The following is a 14,391-nucleotide window of genomic DNA, read 5'->3' as shown; positions in this document are numbered from 1 at the left end:
CCCGCTAGGCGTCTTCCAGCAGATCGGGCGTCACTACGGACTCCGTATCGGGGATGCCGTCCACCTTCGCCTTACGATCCGCCATCGACAACAATCGCCGAATACGTCCGGCTACAGCGTCTTTCGTCATCGGAGGATCGGCAAGCCGGCCCAGCTCCTCCAGCGACGCCTGCCGGTGCTCGACACGCAATTTGCCGGCCGAGGCCAAGTGCTCGGGCACCGTATCGCCGAGGATCTCCAAGGCACGCTCCACCCGGGCGGCCGCGGCAACCGCGGCCCGCGCCGAGCGGCGCAGATTGGCGTCGTCGAAATTGGCGAGCCGGTTGGCCGTCGCACGCACCTCACGACGCAGCCGCCGCTCCTCCCAGACCAGCCGGGTGTCTTGGGCCCCCATCCGGGTCAGCAGTGCGCCGATCGCCTCACCGTCGCGCACCACCACGCGATCGGCACCGCGCACCTCACGAGCCTTGGCGCCGACCCCAAGCCGGCGTGCCGCACCCACCAGCGCCAGCGCGGCCTCCGGGCCCGGGCAACTGACCTCCAACGCCGAGGAGCGTCCCGGCTCAGTCAGCGACCCGTGCGCCAAAAATGCTCCTCGCCACGCAGCTTCAGCGTCATCGATGCTGCCGCCGACGACCTGGGCCGGCAGACCCCGCACGGGACGACCGCGCATGTCAAGCAGTCCGGTTTGGCGTGCCAACGCCTCGCCGTCGTTGGCGACCCGCAGCACGTAGCGGGTGCTCTTGCGAATCCCGCTGGCCGACAACACATGCACCACCGCCGTGTAGCCGTAGAGCTCGAAGATCTCCTTACGCAGCCGCCGTGCGATACTGCCCAGGTCCAGCTCGGCTTCGACCACCACGCGGCCGCCCACGATGTGCAACCCGCCGGCGAATCGCAGCAGAGAGGTGACCTCCGCGCGCCGCGCGCTGACGGACTTCACCACCAGTCGGCTCAGCTCGTCTTTGACATCGGTCGTCATCGCCACGCGTCGTCACCCCTCGGTCGTCCACCGTCGATCGGTATCTCCTGTGTGGCCGCCACCGGAGGCTCCGACGCGCCGACGTCGCGCGCACACACCCCGTCGAGGACCGCCGCCAGCTTGCCCGGGTCATGTAAAGGTGTACCAGGTCTGGCGACATCGGCGAAGTGGACCTCGGCCTGCAGCATAGTCGCCGTGCGGCGCAGTTGCTCCCGCTCCCGTTCGCTCGGCACTCGTTCGGCGTCGATGATGATGTCGTGAACGGTGAACCCGGGCGCGTGTTGGGCTAGCACGTGCAGATGACGCTCCACCGAGAAACCGGCCGTCTCTCCCGGTTCAGCCACCAGGTTGAGCACCAGGGCACGGCGGGCCGACGTTGCTCGCAGCGCTGCGGCCAGACCCGGCACCAGCACATGGGGTATCACGCTGGTGAACCACGACCCGGGCCCCAGGACCACCAGATCGGCAGCCATGATGGCGTCGACAGCCTGCCGGGTCGCCGGCGGGTCAGTCGGCAGCAGCCGCACCCGGCGCACCTTTCCGGGCGTGGTCGCGATCGCCACCTGGCCACGGATCAGGCGGAACATGCGCGGGTCGGCCTCCAGACCGGAGACATCGGCTTCGATCTGAAGCGCGACCGGGCACATCGGCAGCACCCTGCCTTTCACCCCGAGGATGCGCCCGAGTTCGTCAAGAGCCGCGACCGGATCGGCCAGCACCTCGGACAGGCCCGCTAGCATCAGATTGCCGATCGGATGTCCGGCCAGCGCACCACTGCCGCCGAATCTGTGCTGCAGAATAGTTGCCCACAGGCGTCCGTGCGGGCTATCGGATGCCAACGCCGCCAAGGCCATTCGCAGATCGCCCGGCGGCACCACATCGAGCTCGCTGCGCAGCCGGCCCGACGAGCCACCGTCATCGGCGACGGTCACCACGGCGGTAACGTAGGGTGTCAACCGGCGGGCCGCAGACAGCGTCGCATACAAGCCGTGTCCGCCGCCCAGCGCGACGATGCCATCGGTCATTCGCGACCCAGATCCCGGTGCAGCGCCCGCACCGACAGTTGTTGATCGGAGCGCAGAAGTCCCATCAGTGCTTCAGCGATCGCGACGCTGCGATGCTTACCGCCGGTACAGCCGATGGCGATTGTCATATAGCGCTTCCCCTCTCGGCGGTAGCCGTCGACAACCAGGGATAGCAACCGATGGTAGGACTCGAGGAACTCAGCCGCGCCCGGCCGGTGCAGCACATAGTCGCGCACGGCCGGATGTTGGCCGGTCAGTGGCCGCAACTCGTCCACCCAGTGCGGGTTCGGCAGGAACCGCACGTCCATGACCATGTCGGCGTCCATCGGCAGGCCGTACTTGAACCCGAAGGATTCAACGGTGACGCTGGTGGTCGCGCCGCCATCACCGCCGAAGGCACGCTCGATGCTATCCCTTAAGCCCCCCACCGACAGTGTCGACGTGTCGATGATCAGGTCGGCGGTGGCGCGAACCGGTGCTAGCATCCTGCGCTCTGCGGCAATGCCCTCGGCCAGAGTCTGCTCACCCTGCAGCGGATGACTGCGGCGATTCTGTTCGTAGCGGCGCACCAACGTGTCATCGGACGCCTCCATGAACACCACACGCGGGGTGATGGCACGCGTGGCCAGCTCGTTGCGGACCGAATCGAGGTCGCCGGTGAATCCGCGCGATCGCACATCCATTACCACCGCCAGCTGGGTGATCCGTGATCCGGCGGCCAGCCCGAAGTCCACCATGCGGGTAATCAGCTGGGGCGGCAGATTGTCGGCCACATACCAGCCCAGGTCTTCCAGCACTTTAGCCGCCGTGCCGCGCCCGGCCCCGGACAGCCCGGTTACCAAGACGACGTCGATACCGCCGCCTTCCGAACGATTCTCGACGCCCCTAGCATGGTTCATCATCGCGCGGCCCCCGATGAGTCAGGTCGCAGTGCGTCGTGGACGGCCGTGGCCGTGGCCACGCCGATACCGGGAACAGCGGTGATTTCGTCGACGGTGGCCTCCTTGAGGCGAGCGATCGATCCGAAATGGGTGACCAGCGCTTTGCGGCGATGCTCCCCCAATCCCGGCACCGAGTCCAGCGCTGAGGCAGTCATCCGCGTCGACCGCTTGCTGCGATGGTAGGTGATAGCGAACCGGTGTGCCTCGTCTCGCACTCGCTGCAGCAGATAGAGTCCCTCACTGTTGCGCGGCATGATAATCGGGTCCGGCTCCGACGGCACCCATACCTCTTCCAGCCGCTTGGCCAGGCCGATCACCGCGACGTCGGTAACACCGAGTTCGTCGATTACCGCACTGGCCGCGTTGACTTGCGGCGCGCCGCCGTCGACGACGTACAGATTGGGCGGATAGGCGAATCTACGCGACTTCCTTTCCGGGGAAAGAAGATCCGGATCGCTCTGATCGCGCAGGTGCCGCAGGAAGCGGCGCCGGGTCACCTCGGCAATACAGGCCACGTCGTCGGAGCGCCCCTGGCCTGCGGCTTCCCGGATCCCGAAGTGGCGGTAGTCCGACTTGCGCGGCAGGCCGTCTTCGAACACCACCAGTGACCCGACCACGTCGGTGCCCTGCACATGGCTGACGTCGACACACTCGATCCGCAAGGGTGCATCTGCCAGGCCCAACGAGTCCTGAATGCTCTGCAGCGCAGCGGATCTAGCGTTGAAATCGCTGGCCCGCTTCAGCTTGTGTTGTTGCAGTGCATCTTCTGCGTTTCGGTGCACCGTTTCGGCCAGTGCCCGCTTGTCCCCGCGGCGCGGCACCCGCAGCACGACCCTTGAGCCGCGCAGGCCGGACAGCCAGCTGGCCAGCTCCTCGGCGTTGGACGGCAAACAGGGCACCAGCACCTCGCGGGGAACCGGGTTGGCGGATTCGTCGGCGGCGTCGTCCAACGCCGCCTGGTCGCCGTAGAACTGTGTCAGGAATTGCTCGACCAACTGGATTCCGGAATCTCCTGGCTCTCCTGGCTTTTCGACAATCCAGCCACGCTGGCCGCGGACCCGTCCGCCGCGCACGTGGAACACTTGCACCGCCGCCTCGAGTTCGTCGTCGGCGAATGCCACCACGTCGGCGTCGGTGCCGTCCCCGAGCACCACGGCCTGCTTTTCCATGGCACGCTTCAGTGCGGACAGGTCGTCGCGAAGCCGCGCCGCTCGTTCGAAGTCCAGTTGCTCGGCCGCGGCGTTCATTTGCTGTTCCAAGGCGCGGGCGAACCGGTCGGTCTTGCCGGACAGAAAGTCGCAGAAGTCTGCCACGATCTGGCGGTGCTGGGCCGCATCGACCCTGCCAATACACGGCGCGGAACATTTGTCGATGTAGCCGAGCAGGCATGGACGATCGATCTGCCTGTGCCGCTTAAACACCCCCGCCGAGCAAGTTCGCGCCGGAAACACCCGGGTGAGCAGATCCAGCGTTTCCCGGATTGCCCACGCGTGCGAGTACGGCCCGAAATAGCGCACACCCTTGCGCCGCGGACCGCGATAGACCATCAACCGGGGAAATTCCTCGCCCAGGGTGACCGCCAGCACAGGGTAGGACTTGTCGTCGCGGTAGCGGACGTTGAATCGCGGATCGAACTCCTTGATCCAGGTGTATTCCAGCTGCAGTGCCTCAACCTCGGTGCCCACGACCGTCCATTCGACCTTGGCCGCGGTGGTCACCAGCTGCCGGGTCCGCGGCGCTAGGCTGGCCACGTCGGCAAAATAGGACGTCAGCCGGCTACGCAGGCTCTTGGCCTTGCCGACGTAGATGACTCGCCCATGCTGGTCCCGGAATCGGTACACGCCCGGCTCGACCGGGATGGACCCGGGCGCGGGGCGATACGTTGCGGGATCTGGCACGTATCTAGGCTAGTGGTCGCTTCGACGGCGCCCAGAAAGGCGGGGGTTCGCCGGGCAGGCCGGTTACGGCACGCTATCCCACTGTTGGTCGGGTGCATTGGGGTCGCACCAGCGGGTGGACACCCAGGTCCCAGGATCCGGGCCGCCGAGAACCGTGAGGCAGGCATCAAGATCACTCTTGACCAGGCCGTCGGGCTGGACAGTCCAGTGCTGGCTGATCCAGTTCACGCAGGGCTGCAGGCGTGCCCACAAAGCATTTCCGATATTCACGCATTCCCCGGGGAAGGCCACGCTCTCGACCTGGCGGTCATCGGTGAGATTCCAGCGCTGAAAGTCGGTGCCATTGCAGGGGTTGATCACCAGCGGGCTGAACCAGCTACCGCTCGGGGCGTCCAGACAAACATCGCCCAATCGGCTCTTCAGCTGGACCGGGCCGTCGGCACCAGCCACACCAGCGTTTAGCACCGCCACAGCGAACACCGCACCGACCACGACAAGGACCCGGAGCACACCGCCCACCAACCGTAATTCACCCATTTCCCCGCCATTCTCTCATCGTGGTCTGGGTAATGCACCACGAGCGGCGCAGTTCACAGTGGGCCGTCGTCGGGATCCGATGGTGGGCCGTGGGACACATTTGAGTATGCCCAGGTCGCCGTGACTTTGACCCCGTTTGGCCGGTTCAAACCCGCCCGCGAAGAGCATGGGGCTGGCGTTAAACCTGGCTGTCCAGTTGGGCCCGCCGTTTCGACGCCCATTCCGCCATGGGGAATCCGGGCTTGAAGCCACACGCCGATAACACCAGCACCGCGTGCGGGACCACAGCCAATCCGTAGTCACACGTCCAGCGCGGATTGCTCATGGTCCATACCAGGACACCGTCTGACAGCGTGGCGAAGTACCTGAGTCGCATGGGCGTCGATCTGCCGGCCGGGCTCACGCCGACGGCATCGCCACGGCAGTGGGACACGTCGCGGAACCCGTTCCAGACCACATCGTGGACGTTCAGGACGTTCGTGTAGACATCGACCGACTCTGCGTACGGCAGCAGACCGGTGACGTTATAAGCCGCCTCGGCGTGGTCCGACGAGCCGTCAGGCCGCAGCGGGGAACCTTTGAACAGCAGCGCCGCCGAGCACTCGGGTGGAACGGCGCTGGTGAAGTAGCTGTCGCCGACGCGAGACTGGGTTACCTGGCCGAAGGGAGCGCGATCCCCGTCCTGCAGCAGCAGGTCGCGCGCCCTCGCCGGCTTGGCGGATGTGGGCACCCCGGACGACCGGTCGGTAGCACGCATCGCGCGGCCCGCTACCGACTCGGTGCAAGCAGCCAGGGCCAACACCACCACAAGGACCAAGCTCGCCGCCGCCCAACCCCTATAGCCAGGGCGCCCAAGACATGCCATTTCGCGATCGTACGGGAAGTCGCTTCAGCGGGCGTACGGGTCAGGCCGGTATCGAGCCAGCAACGAGCGCACCGTGTCCATGGCGGCCACGGCGCGGTCCTTATCCACTGCTTGGATCGCCATCACCGGGATGTACTCGTCGTCGGCCAGGTCGATCCGAGCCCACCGGCTACCGCCGGGAAACGACACACCGATCACTTCAGACCATTCAACGATCCTGTCACCCAACAGATTCCGCACCGAAAGCCCGGCAGAACCCACCCGCAGCCGCGGCCGCGCGAACAGTAGCACCGCCCCGGCGAGGACCAGCCCCAGGGCACCCATTGCCACCTGATCAGCTGTCTGGAAGACCACGCCACTGGACCCGACCTTGAGCAGCAAGCCGCCCGCGACGTGCGCTACCGCGATCAGAAACGCTGCGACGTAGGCAAATAACGGCGTCCAATGAGGACGCAACACGACATCCCAGTCGTTCGGTGCGGCGGTCACGGCTGAGCGCGCAGCTCGCGCAGGGTCAACGCGGTGGCCAGGGCTGCCACGGTCGCCTGGGCGCCCTTGTCCTCGGCCGACGTCGGTAGCCCGGCCCGATCCAGCGCCTGCTCCTCGGTGTTGGTGGTCAGCACGCCGTTGCCGATCGGCGTCGAGGAATCCAGCGACACCCGGGTCAGTCCCTGGGTTACCGCATCGCACACGTAATCGAAATGTGGTGTCTGACCGCGGATCACGACGCCAAGTGCGACGACGGCATCATGATTGCGGGCCAATTCCTGCGCCACCACCGGAATCTCGATCGCGCCGAGCACCCGAACCACCGTCGGGTCATCGAGGCCACACCCGGCGGCCACGTTGCGGGCGCCATCCAACAGCGCGTCGCAGATCTTTCCGTGCCAGCTGCTGGCGACAATCGCCAGCCGCACACCAGACGCATCCAGCGACGGCAGATCCGGCACCCCGGCGCCACCTGTCACAAGGCACCGCCGAATTCTCCGGGCAGATGCGCGGATTCGTGAAAATCGTCCAACCCAGCCAAGTCGTGCCCCAATTTGTCACGCTTGGTCATCAGGTAACGGATGTTCTCCGCGTTGGCCCGCACCGGCAGCGGCACCCGCTCGATGATGTGCAATCCGTATCCATCCAGTCCCACCCGCTTGGCCGGGTTGTTGGTCAGCAGCCTCATCGAACGTACCCCAAGATCGACCAGGATCTGTGCGCCGATCCCGTAATCCCTTGCGTCGGCAGGTAGTCCAAGCTTGAGATTGGCGTCCACAGTGTCGGCACCGGCGTCCTGCAGTTGGTAGGCCTGCAGTTTGTGCATCAGGCCGATGCCGCGGCCCTCGTGGCCACGCATGTACAGCACCACGCCGCGCCCCTCACGGGCGACCATCGCCAGCGCGGCGTCCAGCTGAGGCCCGCAATCGCAGCGGCGTGACCCAAACACATCGCCGGTCAAGCACTCCGAATGCACCCGGACCAGCACGTCGTCACCGTCGGCGTTGGGCCCGGCGATCTCGCCGCGGACCAGCGCGACATGTTCCACGTCCTCGTAGATGCTGGTGTAGCCGATGGCGCGAAACTCCCCATGACGAGTCGGGATCCGCGCCTCGGCGACCCGCTCAATGTGTTTCTCGTGCTTGCGCCGCCATTCGATCAAGTCAGCAATGGTGATCAGCGCCAGACCGTGCTCATCGGCGAAGACCCGCAATTCATCGGTCTGCGCCATCGAGCCCTCATCCTTTTGGCTGACGATCTCGCAAATCGCCCCGGCGGGTTGCAGCCCGGCCATCCGGGCCAGGTCCACGGCGGCCTCGGTGTGGCCGGGCCGGCGCAGAACCCCACCATCCTTGGCCCGCAACGGGACCACGTGACCGGGGCGGGTGAAATCGTCGGCCACACTGGTCGGATCGGCCAGCAACCGCATGGTGGTAGCCCGATCGGACGCCGAAATGCCAGTTCCAATGCCATTCCGTGCATCGACTGTGACGGTGTATGCCGTCCCGTGCTTGTCCTGGTTCACCGCGTACATGGGCAACAGGCCCAGCCGGTCGCAGATGGCACCGTCCAGCGGAACGCACAGGTATCCGGAGGTGTAGCGGACCATGAAGGCCACCATCTCCGGCGTTGCCTTCTCGGCGGCGAAGATCAGGTCACCCTCGTTCTCCCGGTCTTCGTCGTCGATGACGATGACGGCCTTACCCGCCGCAATGTCGGCAACCGCCCGCTCGACGGAGTCCAACCTCGTCATCTTTGCTACCTAGCTGTCAGGCCTGGCCGCACGCGAAGCCCACGTGTTCCATTCAGTATGAACCATTGAGCCAGGCGGTATTGCCGTGACCAAGTGCGACAGGATCAATGGTTCTTACCGCGGGCGGCGACTTTCCAGCGATCAATCAGGGTTGCGTCGCGCACCACGGCGACATCATCTACGAGGTTGGTGGTCAGGCACACGTGGTTGGGAATCACCCGCAGACGTGTTCCCACCGGCGGGAGCGGGGCGTCGTCGGGCCAGACAACGGTGGCGTGATGCTCCGACAGCGCCGCGATGCGCGCATCGGCGTGGTCGATCAGACGGCCGAACCCAGTCGCCCAGGCCGGACGATCGCTGCCGAGAATCTTGCTACCGCAGTCAAGGACAATTCGGCGCAAGCCGGACCTGCAGTCCTGGCGGCTCACTACGGTGGCGGCAACGGTCAGCGCGATGTCCGCCGGCGCGCAGCGCCCGAGTTCCAGTTGCTGGGCGTCACCGAGCACATAGACGCCGGGACGTCTCGGAGGCCCCGTCCGCGGCGGTGAGCAATGCGGTGGGAGTGGACCCACCGCTGCGGCAGCTGATCGGGAAGCCCGCCGCGACCAGCGCGTTCGCCGCGTCGTTGAGAGCGCGCCGCTCTTGCTCGCCGGCTTCGCCGGGTTTACCTGGCGCATAACTGTGACCGGGGAAGGTGAACACCCCCACCAGGTGAAGCCCAGCCTCACCGACGGCGTGGGCGACCTCCAACACTTGTTCGGCACGGACGCCGCTGCGGTGATGGCCACTGTCGATTTCGATGAGAACATCGATCGCGCCAGCGGCGTCTGCGAGCCGTGCGCCGGTGTTCGAAGCGCCCTCGGCGGTGCCCGCACCGACAGCGATGCGAGCGCGGTCAGCCAGCTGACGGAGCCGGTCGGCTTGGCGTGTGCCGATCCACAACGGGTAGGTGATGAATACGTCGTCGGCGCCGTGGTCGACGAATACCTCGACTTCCCCGATGGTGGCCACCGTCAGGCCGCGCGCCCGCGCGGAGTTGCATATGGGCGATCTCAGGCAGCTTGTGCGTCTTCACGTGGGGACGCAGGGCGATCCCTTTCGCGGCGACGGCGGAACTCATTCGCCCGATGTTGCGGTCAAGGATGTCGCGGTCGATCAGCACGTCGGGCGTATCGATCTCGTCCGGAATGCAAGACATGGGGCTCCCTCCCTCGGCGAGCGATGTCAGCCGGCGCTCCGCATTAACCGCTCAACATACTTTGCGACTACGTCGACTTCGAGGTTCACCCGGGTTCCCACCGCAGCGGACCCCAGCGTGGTCAGCTCCCGGGTCGTCGGGATCAGCGAGACCTCAAACCAGTCCCGCTGTTCGGCGCCGAGCCCGGAGACCGTCAGAGAAATCCCGTCGACGGTGATCGAGCCCTTTTCGACGACATAGCGAGCCACCGAAGCCGGCATCTCGATGCGCACCACTTCCCAGTGCTCGGAGGGACAACGAGCCACGATTTCACCGGTGGCGTCCACATGTCCCTGCACGATGTGCCCGCCGAGCCGGCTGCCCAGCGCCGCGGCGCGTTCCAGGTTCACCCGGCTGCCGGGCCGTAGCTCACCCAGGTTGGACCGGTTCAGTGTCTCGGCCATCACGTCGGCGGTGAATTGGCCGTCGGGCAATACATCGACGACCGTCAGACACACGCCGTTGACAGCGATCGAGTCGCCGTGGCCGGCGTCGGCGGTAACCATCGGACCGCGGATGGTCAGCCGCGCCGCATCGACCAGGGCCTCACGCCCGGTCACTTCTCCGCGTTCCTCAACAATTCCGGTGAACATCGCACCAGGTTAGGCAGCAATCCCGCGGACCCGCACCCCACTCGCCGACCGGCCAACTCACAGACACCCTCTACGATGCAGGGTATGCGGACCCCCAGACGCCACTGCCGTCGCATCGCCGTCCTCGCCGCCGTTAGCATCGCCGCCACTGTCGTTGCCGGCTGCTCGTCGGGCTCGAAGCCAAGCGGCGGACCACTTCCGGACGCGAAGCCGCTGGTCGAGGAGGCCACCGCGCAGACCAAGGCTCTCAAGAGCGCGCACATGGTGCTGACGGTCAACGGCAAGATCCCGGGACTGTCTCTGAAGACGCTGAGCGGCGATCTCACCACCAACCCCACCGCCGCGACGGGAAACGTCAAGCTCACGCTGGGTGGGTCTGATATCGATGCCGACTTCGTGGTGTTCGACGGGATCCTGTACGCCACCCTGACGCCCAACCAGTGGAGCGATTTCGGTCCCGCCGCCGACATCTACGACCCCGCCCAGGTGCTGAATCCGGATACCGGCCTGGCCAACGTGCTGGCGAATTTCGCCGACGCAAAAGCCGAAGGGCGGGATACCATCAACGGCCAGAACACCATCCGCATCAGCGGGAAGGTATCGGCACAGGCGGTGAACCAGATAGCGCCGCCGTTCAACGCGACGCAGCCGGTGCCGGCGACCGTCTGGATTCAGGAGACCGGCGATCATCAACTGGCACAGGCCCAGTTGGACCGCGGCTCGGGCAATTCCGTCCAGATGACCTTGTCGAAATGGGGCGAGCAGGTCCAGGTCACGAAGCCCCCGGTGAGCTGATCAGCATGCGAGCAGGACGTCGAGTCGCGATTAGCGCGGGCAGCCTGGCAGTACTGCTGGGCGCCCTGGACACCTATGTCGTGGTCACCATCATGCGCGACATCATGAACAGCGTTGGTATACCGATCAACCAACTCCACCGGATCACCTGGATCGTCACGATGTACCTCCTGGGCTACATCGCCGCCATGCCGTTGCTGGGCCGGGCTTCCGACCGATTCGGGCGCAAGCTGATGCTGCAGGTCAGCCTGGCCGGGTTCATCATCGGCTCGGTAGTGACCGCGCTGGCCGGGCATTTTGGCGATTTCCACATGCTGATCGCGGGCCGCACGATCCAGGGTGTTGCCAGCGGCGCGCTATTGCCGATCACGCTGGCGCTGGGCGCCGATTTGTGGTCGCAGCGCAACCGCGCCGGCGTGCTCGGCGGTATCGGCGCCGCGCAGGAGCTCGGCAGCGTTCTGGGCCCGTTGTACGGAATCTTCATCGTTTGGCTATTGCACGACTGGCGTGACGTGTTCTGGATCAACGTCCCGTTGACCGCGATCGCCATGGTAATGATCCACTTCAGCCTGCCCTCACACGACCGCAGCACGGAGCCCGAGCGCGTCGACCTGGTCGGTGGTCTGCTGCTGGCACTCGCGTTGGGCCTCGCCGTCATCGGGCTGTACAACCCCAATCCCGACGGCAAACACGTACTGCCGGACTACGGGGCTCCGTTGCTGGTCGGCGCTCTCGTTGCCGCGGTGGCGTTCTTCGGTTGGGAACGTTTCGCTCGCACCCGGCTGATCGACCCGGCCGGTGTGCACTTCCGGCCGTTCCTGTCCGCGCTGGGTGCCTCCGTCGCCGCCGGCGCGGCGCTGATGGTGACGCTGGTTGATGTCGAGCTGTTCGGCCAGGGCGTGCTGCAGATGGACCAGGCTCAGGCGGCCGGAATGCTGCTGTGGTTCCTTATCGCCCTACCGATCGGGGCAGTGACGGGCGGGTGGATCGCCACCAGGGCCGGTGACCGTGCGGTGGCCTTTGCCGGACTGCTTATTGCGGCGTACGGTTACTGGCTTATTTCCCACTGGCCGGTGGACCTGTTGGCCGATCGGCACAACATCCTCGGATTGTTCACCGTGCCGGCGATGCACACCGACCTGGTGGTGGCTGGTTTAGGGTTGGGGCTGGTGATCGGGCCGCTATCGTCGGCCACCCTACGGGTTGTCCCGTCGGCCCAGCACGGCATCGCTTCGGCGGCGGTGGTGGTCGCCCGGATGACCGGCATGTTGATCGGCGTGGCCGCGCTGAGCGCCTGGGGGTTGTACCGGTTCAACCAGATCCTGGCGGGGTTGTCGGCGGCCATCCCGCCCAACGCCAGCCTGCTCGAGCGCGCGGCCGCAATTGGAGCCCGGTACCAGCAGGCGTTCGCGCTGATGTACGGCGAGATATTCACCATCACCGCGATCGTGTGCGTGTTCGGCGCGGTGCTAGGTCTGTTGATCAGCGGCCGCAAGGAACATGCCGATGAACCGGAAGTCCAGGAGCAACCGACCCTGGCGCCCCAAGTGGAGCCGCTCTAACGAGCCACCAGGCTCAGCAACAGATCCGGTCCGACCTTTTCGACGCTGTCGAACTGCCAACGCAACGCGTTGGTGATGTTGGACACCCCGACGTCATCGACCGCGGTAACCGGACCGCCCAACAGGATCGGTGCGACGTAGGCCAGGATCCGGTTGATCGCACCCGCTCGTAGGAAGGCGCCGGCGAGGGTGGGACCTCCTTCCAGCAGCACGTCGGTGCGATCCGACAACGCCCTGAGCACCTCCATAGGTTCGTGGGTGCGGATCATCATGGTGCGTGCCTCGTCGTTGAGGACCCGTGCTTCCGGCGGTATGTCGCGCTTGCCCACCACCACGCGCAGCGGCTGCTGCGGCGCCAGCGAGCCGTCGGCCAGCCGCGCGGTCAGGGCCGGGTCGTCGGCGAGGACGGTGCCGGTGCCGACCAAGATCGCGTCGGCGATGGCGCGGCGGCGATGCAGATCCAGGCGTGCGGCCTCGCTGGAGATCCACTGGCTGGAGCCGTCGGCGGCGGCGCTGCGGCCGTCGATGCTGGTGGCGTACTTCCAGGTGACATGCGGCAGACCGGTGCGTTGCTTGTGGAGCCACTCCCGCAGCGGTCCGGCCGCCACCTGTTCAGCCAACACCCCGGACCGCACCTGTAGGCCCGCTGCTGACAGCCGGCCCGCGCCACCCCCAGCGATCCCGTTCGGGTCGGCGACGGCGTAGACCACCGTCCCCACCCTGGCTTCGATCAGAGCGTTCACGCATGGCGGAGTCTTGCCGTAGTGGTTACAGGGTTCCATGGTGACCACCACGATGGCGCCGGTAGCCAATCCGCCGGCCCGGCGCAGCGCCACCACCTCGGCATGATCGCCACCGGCCGGCTCGGTGCCGCCGGCGCCGACGATCCGACCGTTGGGATCCACAATGACGGCCCCCACTGGGGGGTTTGGATAAGTCGTGCCTTTGACCTGGTAGGAGTGCTCGATGGCGAGACCCATAGCCTCGTCGATGCTCTTGACCTGCTCCACGTTCATAGGCTCAGGTGGAGTGAGGCGGCACCGGCCTGTCGCCGTAGTGCCGCAACCGCCGCGGCCGGGTCATCGGCGCCGTACACCGCCGATCCGGCGACAAAGCAGTCGACGCCGGCCTCGGCAGCCTGCTCAATCGTGTCGTCGTTGATGCCGCCGTCGATCTCGACCAGGATCGTCAGCTCGCCCGCGTCGACCATCTTGCGCACCGCACGCACCTTGCTCAGCACCTCGGGAATGAACCGCTGGCCACCGAAGCCAGGCTCTACCGACATGACGAGCAGGGTGTCGAAATGGGGCAGGATGTCCAGGTATGGCTCCAGCGGGGTCCCCGGCTTCACGCTGATCCCGGCTTTGGCCCCCGCGGCCCGGATATCGCGGGCCACGCCGACCGGGTTGTCGGTGGCCTCCGCGTGGAAGGTGACGTTGTAGGCGCCCGCCTCGGCATACGGCGGAGCCCACCGGTCCGGGTTGTCGATCATTAGATGGCAATCCATCGGGATGTCGGTGACCGCCAGCAGGCTCTCCACCACCGGCAGGCCGATGGTCAGGTTTGGCACGAAGTGACCGTCCATCACGTCTACATGCAACCAGTCGGCGCCGTTGACCGCGGCCGCTTCGTCCGCGAGTCTGGCGAAATCAGCGGCTAGGATCGACGGCGCTATCAGCGGTCCCCCCGTGCTACCGGCCATGAGCGACACATT

14 protein-coding genes and 1 pseudogene are annotated in these 14,391 nt (G+C 66.2%); 2 read left to right on the top strand and 13 right to left on the bottom strand.

Annotation, left to right across the window (positions count from 1 at the left end):
• Nucleotides 1-4: 4 nt before the first annotated feature.
• The 11 genes and pseudogenes from whiA to MCAN_RS07515 all read right to left on the bottom strand — a co-directional run bounded on the left by whiA (nucleotide 5) and on the right by MCAN_RS07515 (nucleotide 10,320).
• The gene (gene whiA, locus MCAN_RS07570) at nucleotides 5-982 is read right to left on the bottom strand and encodes a DNA-binding protein WhiA (protein WP_003901156.1); all 978 of its coding nucleotides are present in this window, start codon (nucleotides 980-982) and stop codon (nucleotides 5-7) included.
• The gene (gene cuvA, locus MCAN_RS07565; protein ID WP_003407352.1) at nucleotides 979-2,007 is read right to left on the bottom strand and encodes a carbon utilization/virulence protein CuvA; all 1,029 of its coding nucleotides are present in this window, start codon (nucleotides 2,005-2,007) and stop codon (nucleotides 979-981) included. Before cuvA ends, whiA begins: the two co-directional genes overlap by 4 nt.
• Nucleotides 2,004-2,909: an RNase adapter RapZ gene (gene rapZ, locus MCAN_RS07560; protein ID WP_003898873.1), complete on the bottom strand. Its 906-nt coding sequence runs from the start codon at nucleotides 2,907-2,909 to the stop codon at nucleotides 2,004-2,006. The genes cuvA and rapZ overlap by 4 nt, the downstream gene beginning before the upstream one ends.
• On the bottom strand, nucleotides 2,906-4,846 hold the full coding sequence (gene uvrC, locus MCAN_RS07555) for an excinuclease ABC subunit UvrC (RefSeq protein ID WP_003407347.1): 1,941 nt from the start codon (nucleotides 4,844-4,846) through the stop codon (nucleotides 2,906-2,908). Before uvrC ends, rapZ begins: the two co-directional genes overlap by 4 nt.
• Nucleotides 4,847-4,909: 63 nt before the next feature.
• Entirely contained in the window at nucleotides 4,910-5,383 is a 474-nt protein-coding gene (locus MCAN_RS07550) for a lectin (protein ID WP_014000757.1), read from the bottom strand.
• Nucleotides 5,384-5,561: 178 nt separating this feature from the next.
• Nucleotides 5,562-6,248 (bottom strand): sensor domain-containing protein, encoded by a 687-nt coding sequence (locus MCAN_RS07545; protein ID WP_014000756.1) that lies wholly within the window; start codon nucleotides 6,246-6,248, stop codon nucleotides 5,562-5,564.
• 24 nt (nucleotides 6,249-6,272) lie between these two features.
• The gene (locus MCAN_RS07540) at nucleotides 6,273-6,737 is read right to left on the bottom strand and encodes a PH domain-containing protein (RefSeq protein ID WP_014000755.1); all 465 of its coding nucleotides are present in this window, start codon (nucleotides 6,735-6,737) and stop codon (nucleotides 6,273-6,275) included.
• Nucleotides 6,734-7,216, bottom strand: a complete 483-nt coding sequence (gene ribH / locus MCAN_RS07535; protein ID WP_041180059.1) for a 6,7-dimethyl-8-ribityllumazine synthase — start codon at nucleotides 7,214-7,216, stop codon at nucleotides 6,734-6,736. Before ribH ends, MCAN_RS07540 begins: the two co-directional genes overlap by 4 nt.
• Complete coding sequence (locus tag MCAN_RS07530; RefSeq protein WP_014000753.1) at nucleotides 7,213-8,490, bottom strand: bifunctional 3,4-dihydroxy-2-butanone-4-phosphate synthase/GTP cyclohydrolase II; 1,278 nt, start codon at nucleotides 8,488-8,490, stop codon at nucleotides 7,213-7,215. Before MCAN_RS07530 ends, ribH begins: the two co-directional genes overlap by 4 nt.
• 104 nt (nucleotides 8,491-8,594) lie before the next feature.
• A pseudogene (locus MCAN_RS23055) lies at nucleotides 8,595-9,688 on the bottom strand (alanine racemase).
• A gap of 26 nt (nucleotides 9,689-9,714) precedes the next feature.
• A complete protein-coding gene (locus tag MCAN_RS07515; protein ID WP_003407318.1) occupies nucleotides 9,715-10,320 on the bottom strand; it encodes a riboflavin synthase in 606 nt (201 codons plus the stop codon).
• Nucleotides 10,321-10,404: 84 nt separating this feature from the next.
• Between MCAN_RS07515 and lprG the strand changes: the two genes are divergently transcribed.
• Together lprG and MCAN_RS07505 are read left to right on the top strand one after the other, a co-directional pair.
• On the top strand, nucleotides 10,405-11,115 hold the full coding sequence (lprG, locus tag MCAN_RS07510) for a lipoarabinomannan carrier protein LprG (RefSeq protein ID WP_014000751.1): 711 nt from the start codon (nucleotides 10,405-10,407) through the stop codon (nucleotides 11,113-11,115).
• Between the two features lie 5 nt (nucleotides 11,116-11,120).
• On the top strand, nucleotides 11,121-12,677 hold the full coding sequence (locus MCAN_RS07505) for an aminoglycoside/tetracycline transporter (protein ID WP_003407310.1): 1,557 nt from the start codon (nucleotides 11,121-11,123) through the stop codon (nucleotides 12,675-12,677).
• Here MCAN_RS07505 and ribD read toward each other — a convergent pair.
• Entirely contained in the window at nucleotides 12,674-13,693 is a 1,020-nt protein-coding gene (gene ribD / locus MCAN_RS07500) for a bifunctional diaminohydroxyphosphoribosylaminopyrimidine deaminase/5-amino-6-(5-phosphoribosylamino)uracil reductase RibD (protein ID WP_003407308.1), read from the bottom strand. The genes MCAN_RS07505 and ribD overlap by 4 nt on opposite strands.
• The gene (gene rpe / locus MCAN_RS07495; protein ID WP_003901153.1) at nucleotides 13,690-14,388 is read right to left on the bottom strand and encodes a ribulose-phosphate 3-epimerase; all 699 of its coding nucleotides are present in this window, start codon (nucleotides 14,386-14,388) and stop codon (nucleotides 13,690-13,692) included. The genes ribD and rpe overlap by 4 nt, the downstream gene beginning before the upstream one ends.
• Nucleotides 14,389-14,391 lie beyond the last annotated feature (3 nt).

Origin of the sequence: Mycobacterium canetti CIPT 140010059 (assembly GCF_000253375.1) — a bacterium.
In the GTDB taxonomy this organism is placed as follows: domain Bacteria; phylum Actinomycetota; class Actinomycetes; order Mycobacteriales; family Mycobacteriaceae; genus Mycobacterium; species Mycobacterium tuberculosis.
The sequence above is the reverse complement of the archived record's forward strand: the minus strand, read 5'-3'. Positions and strand labels throughout refer to the sequence as shown.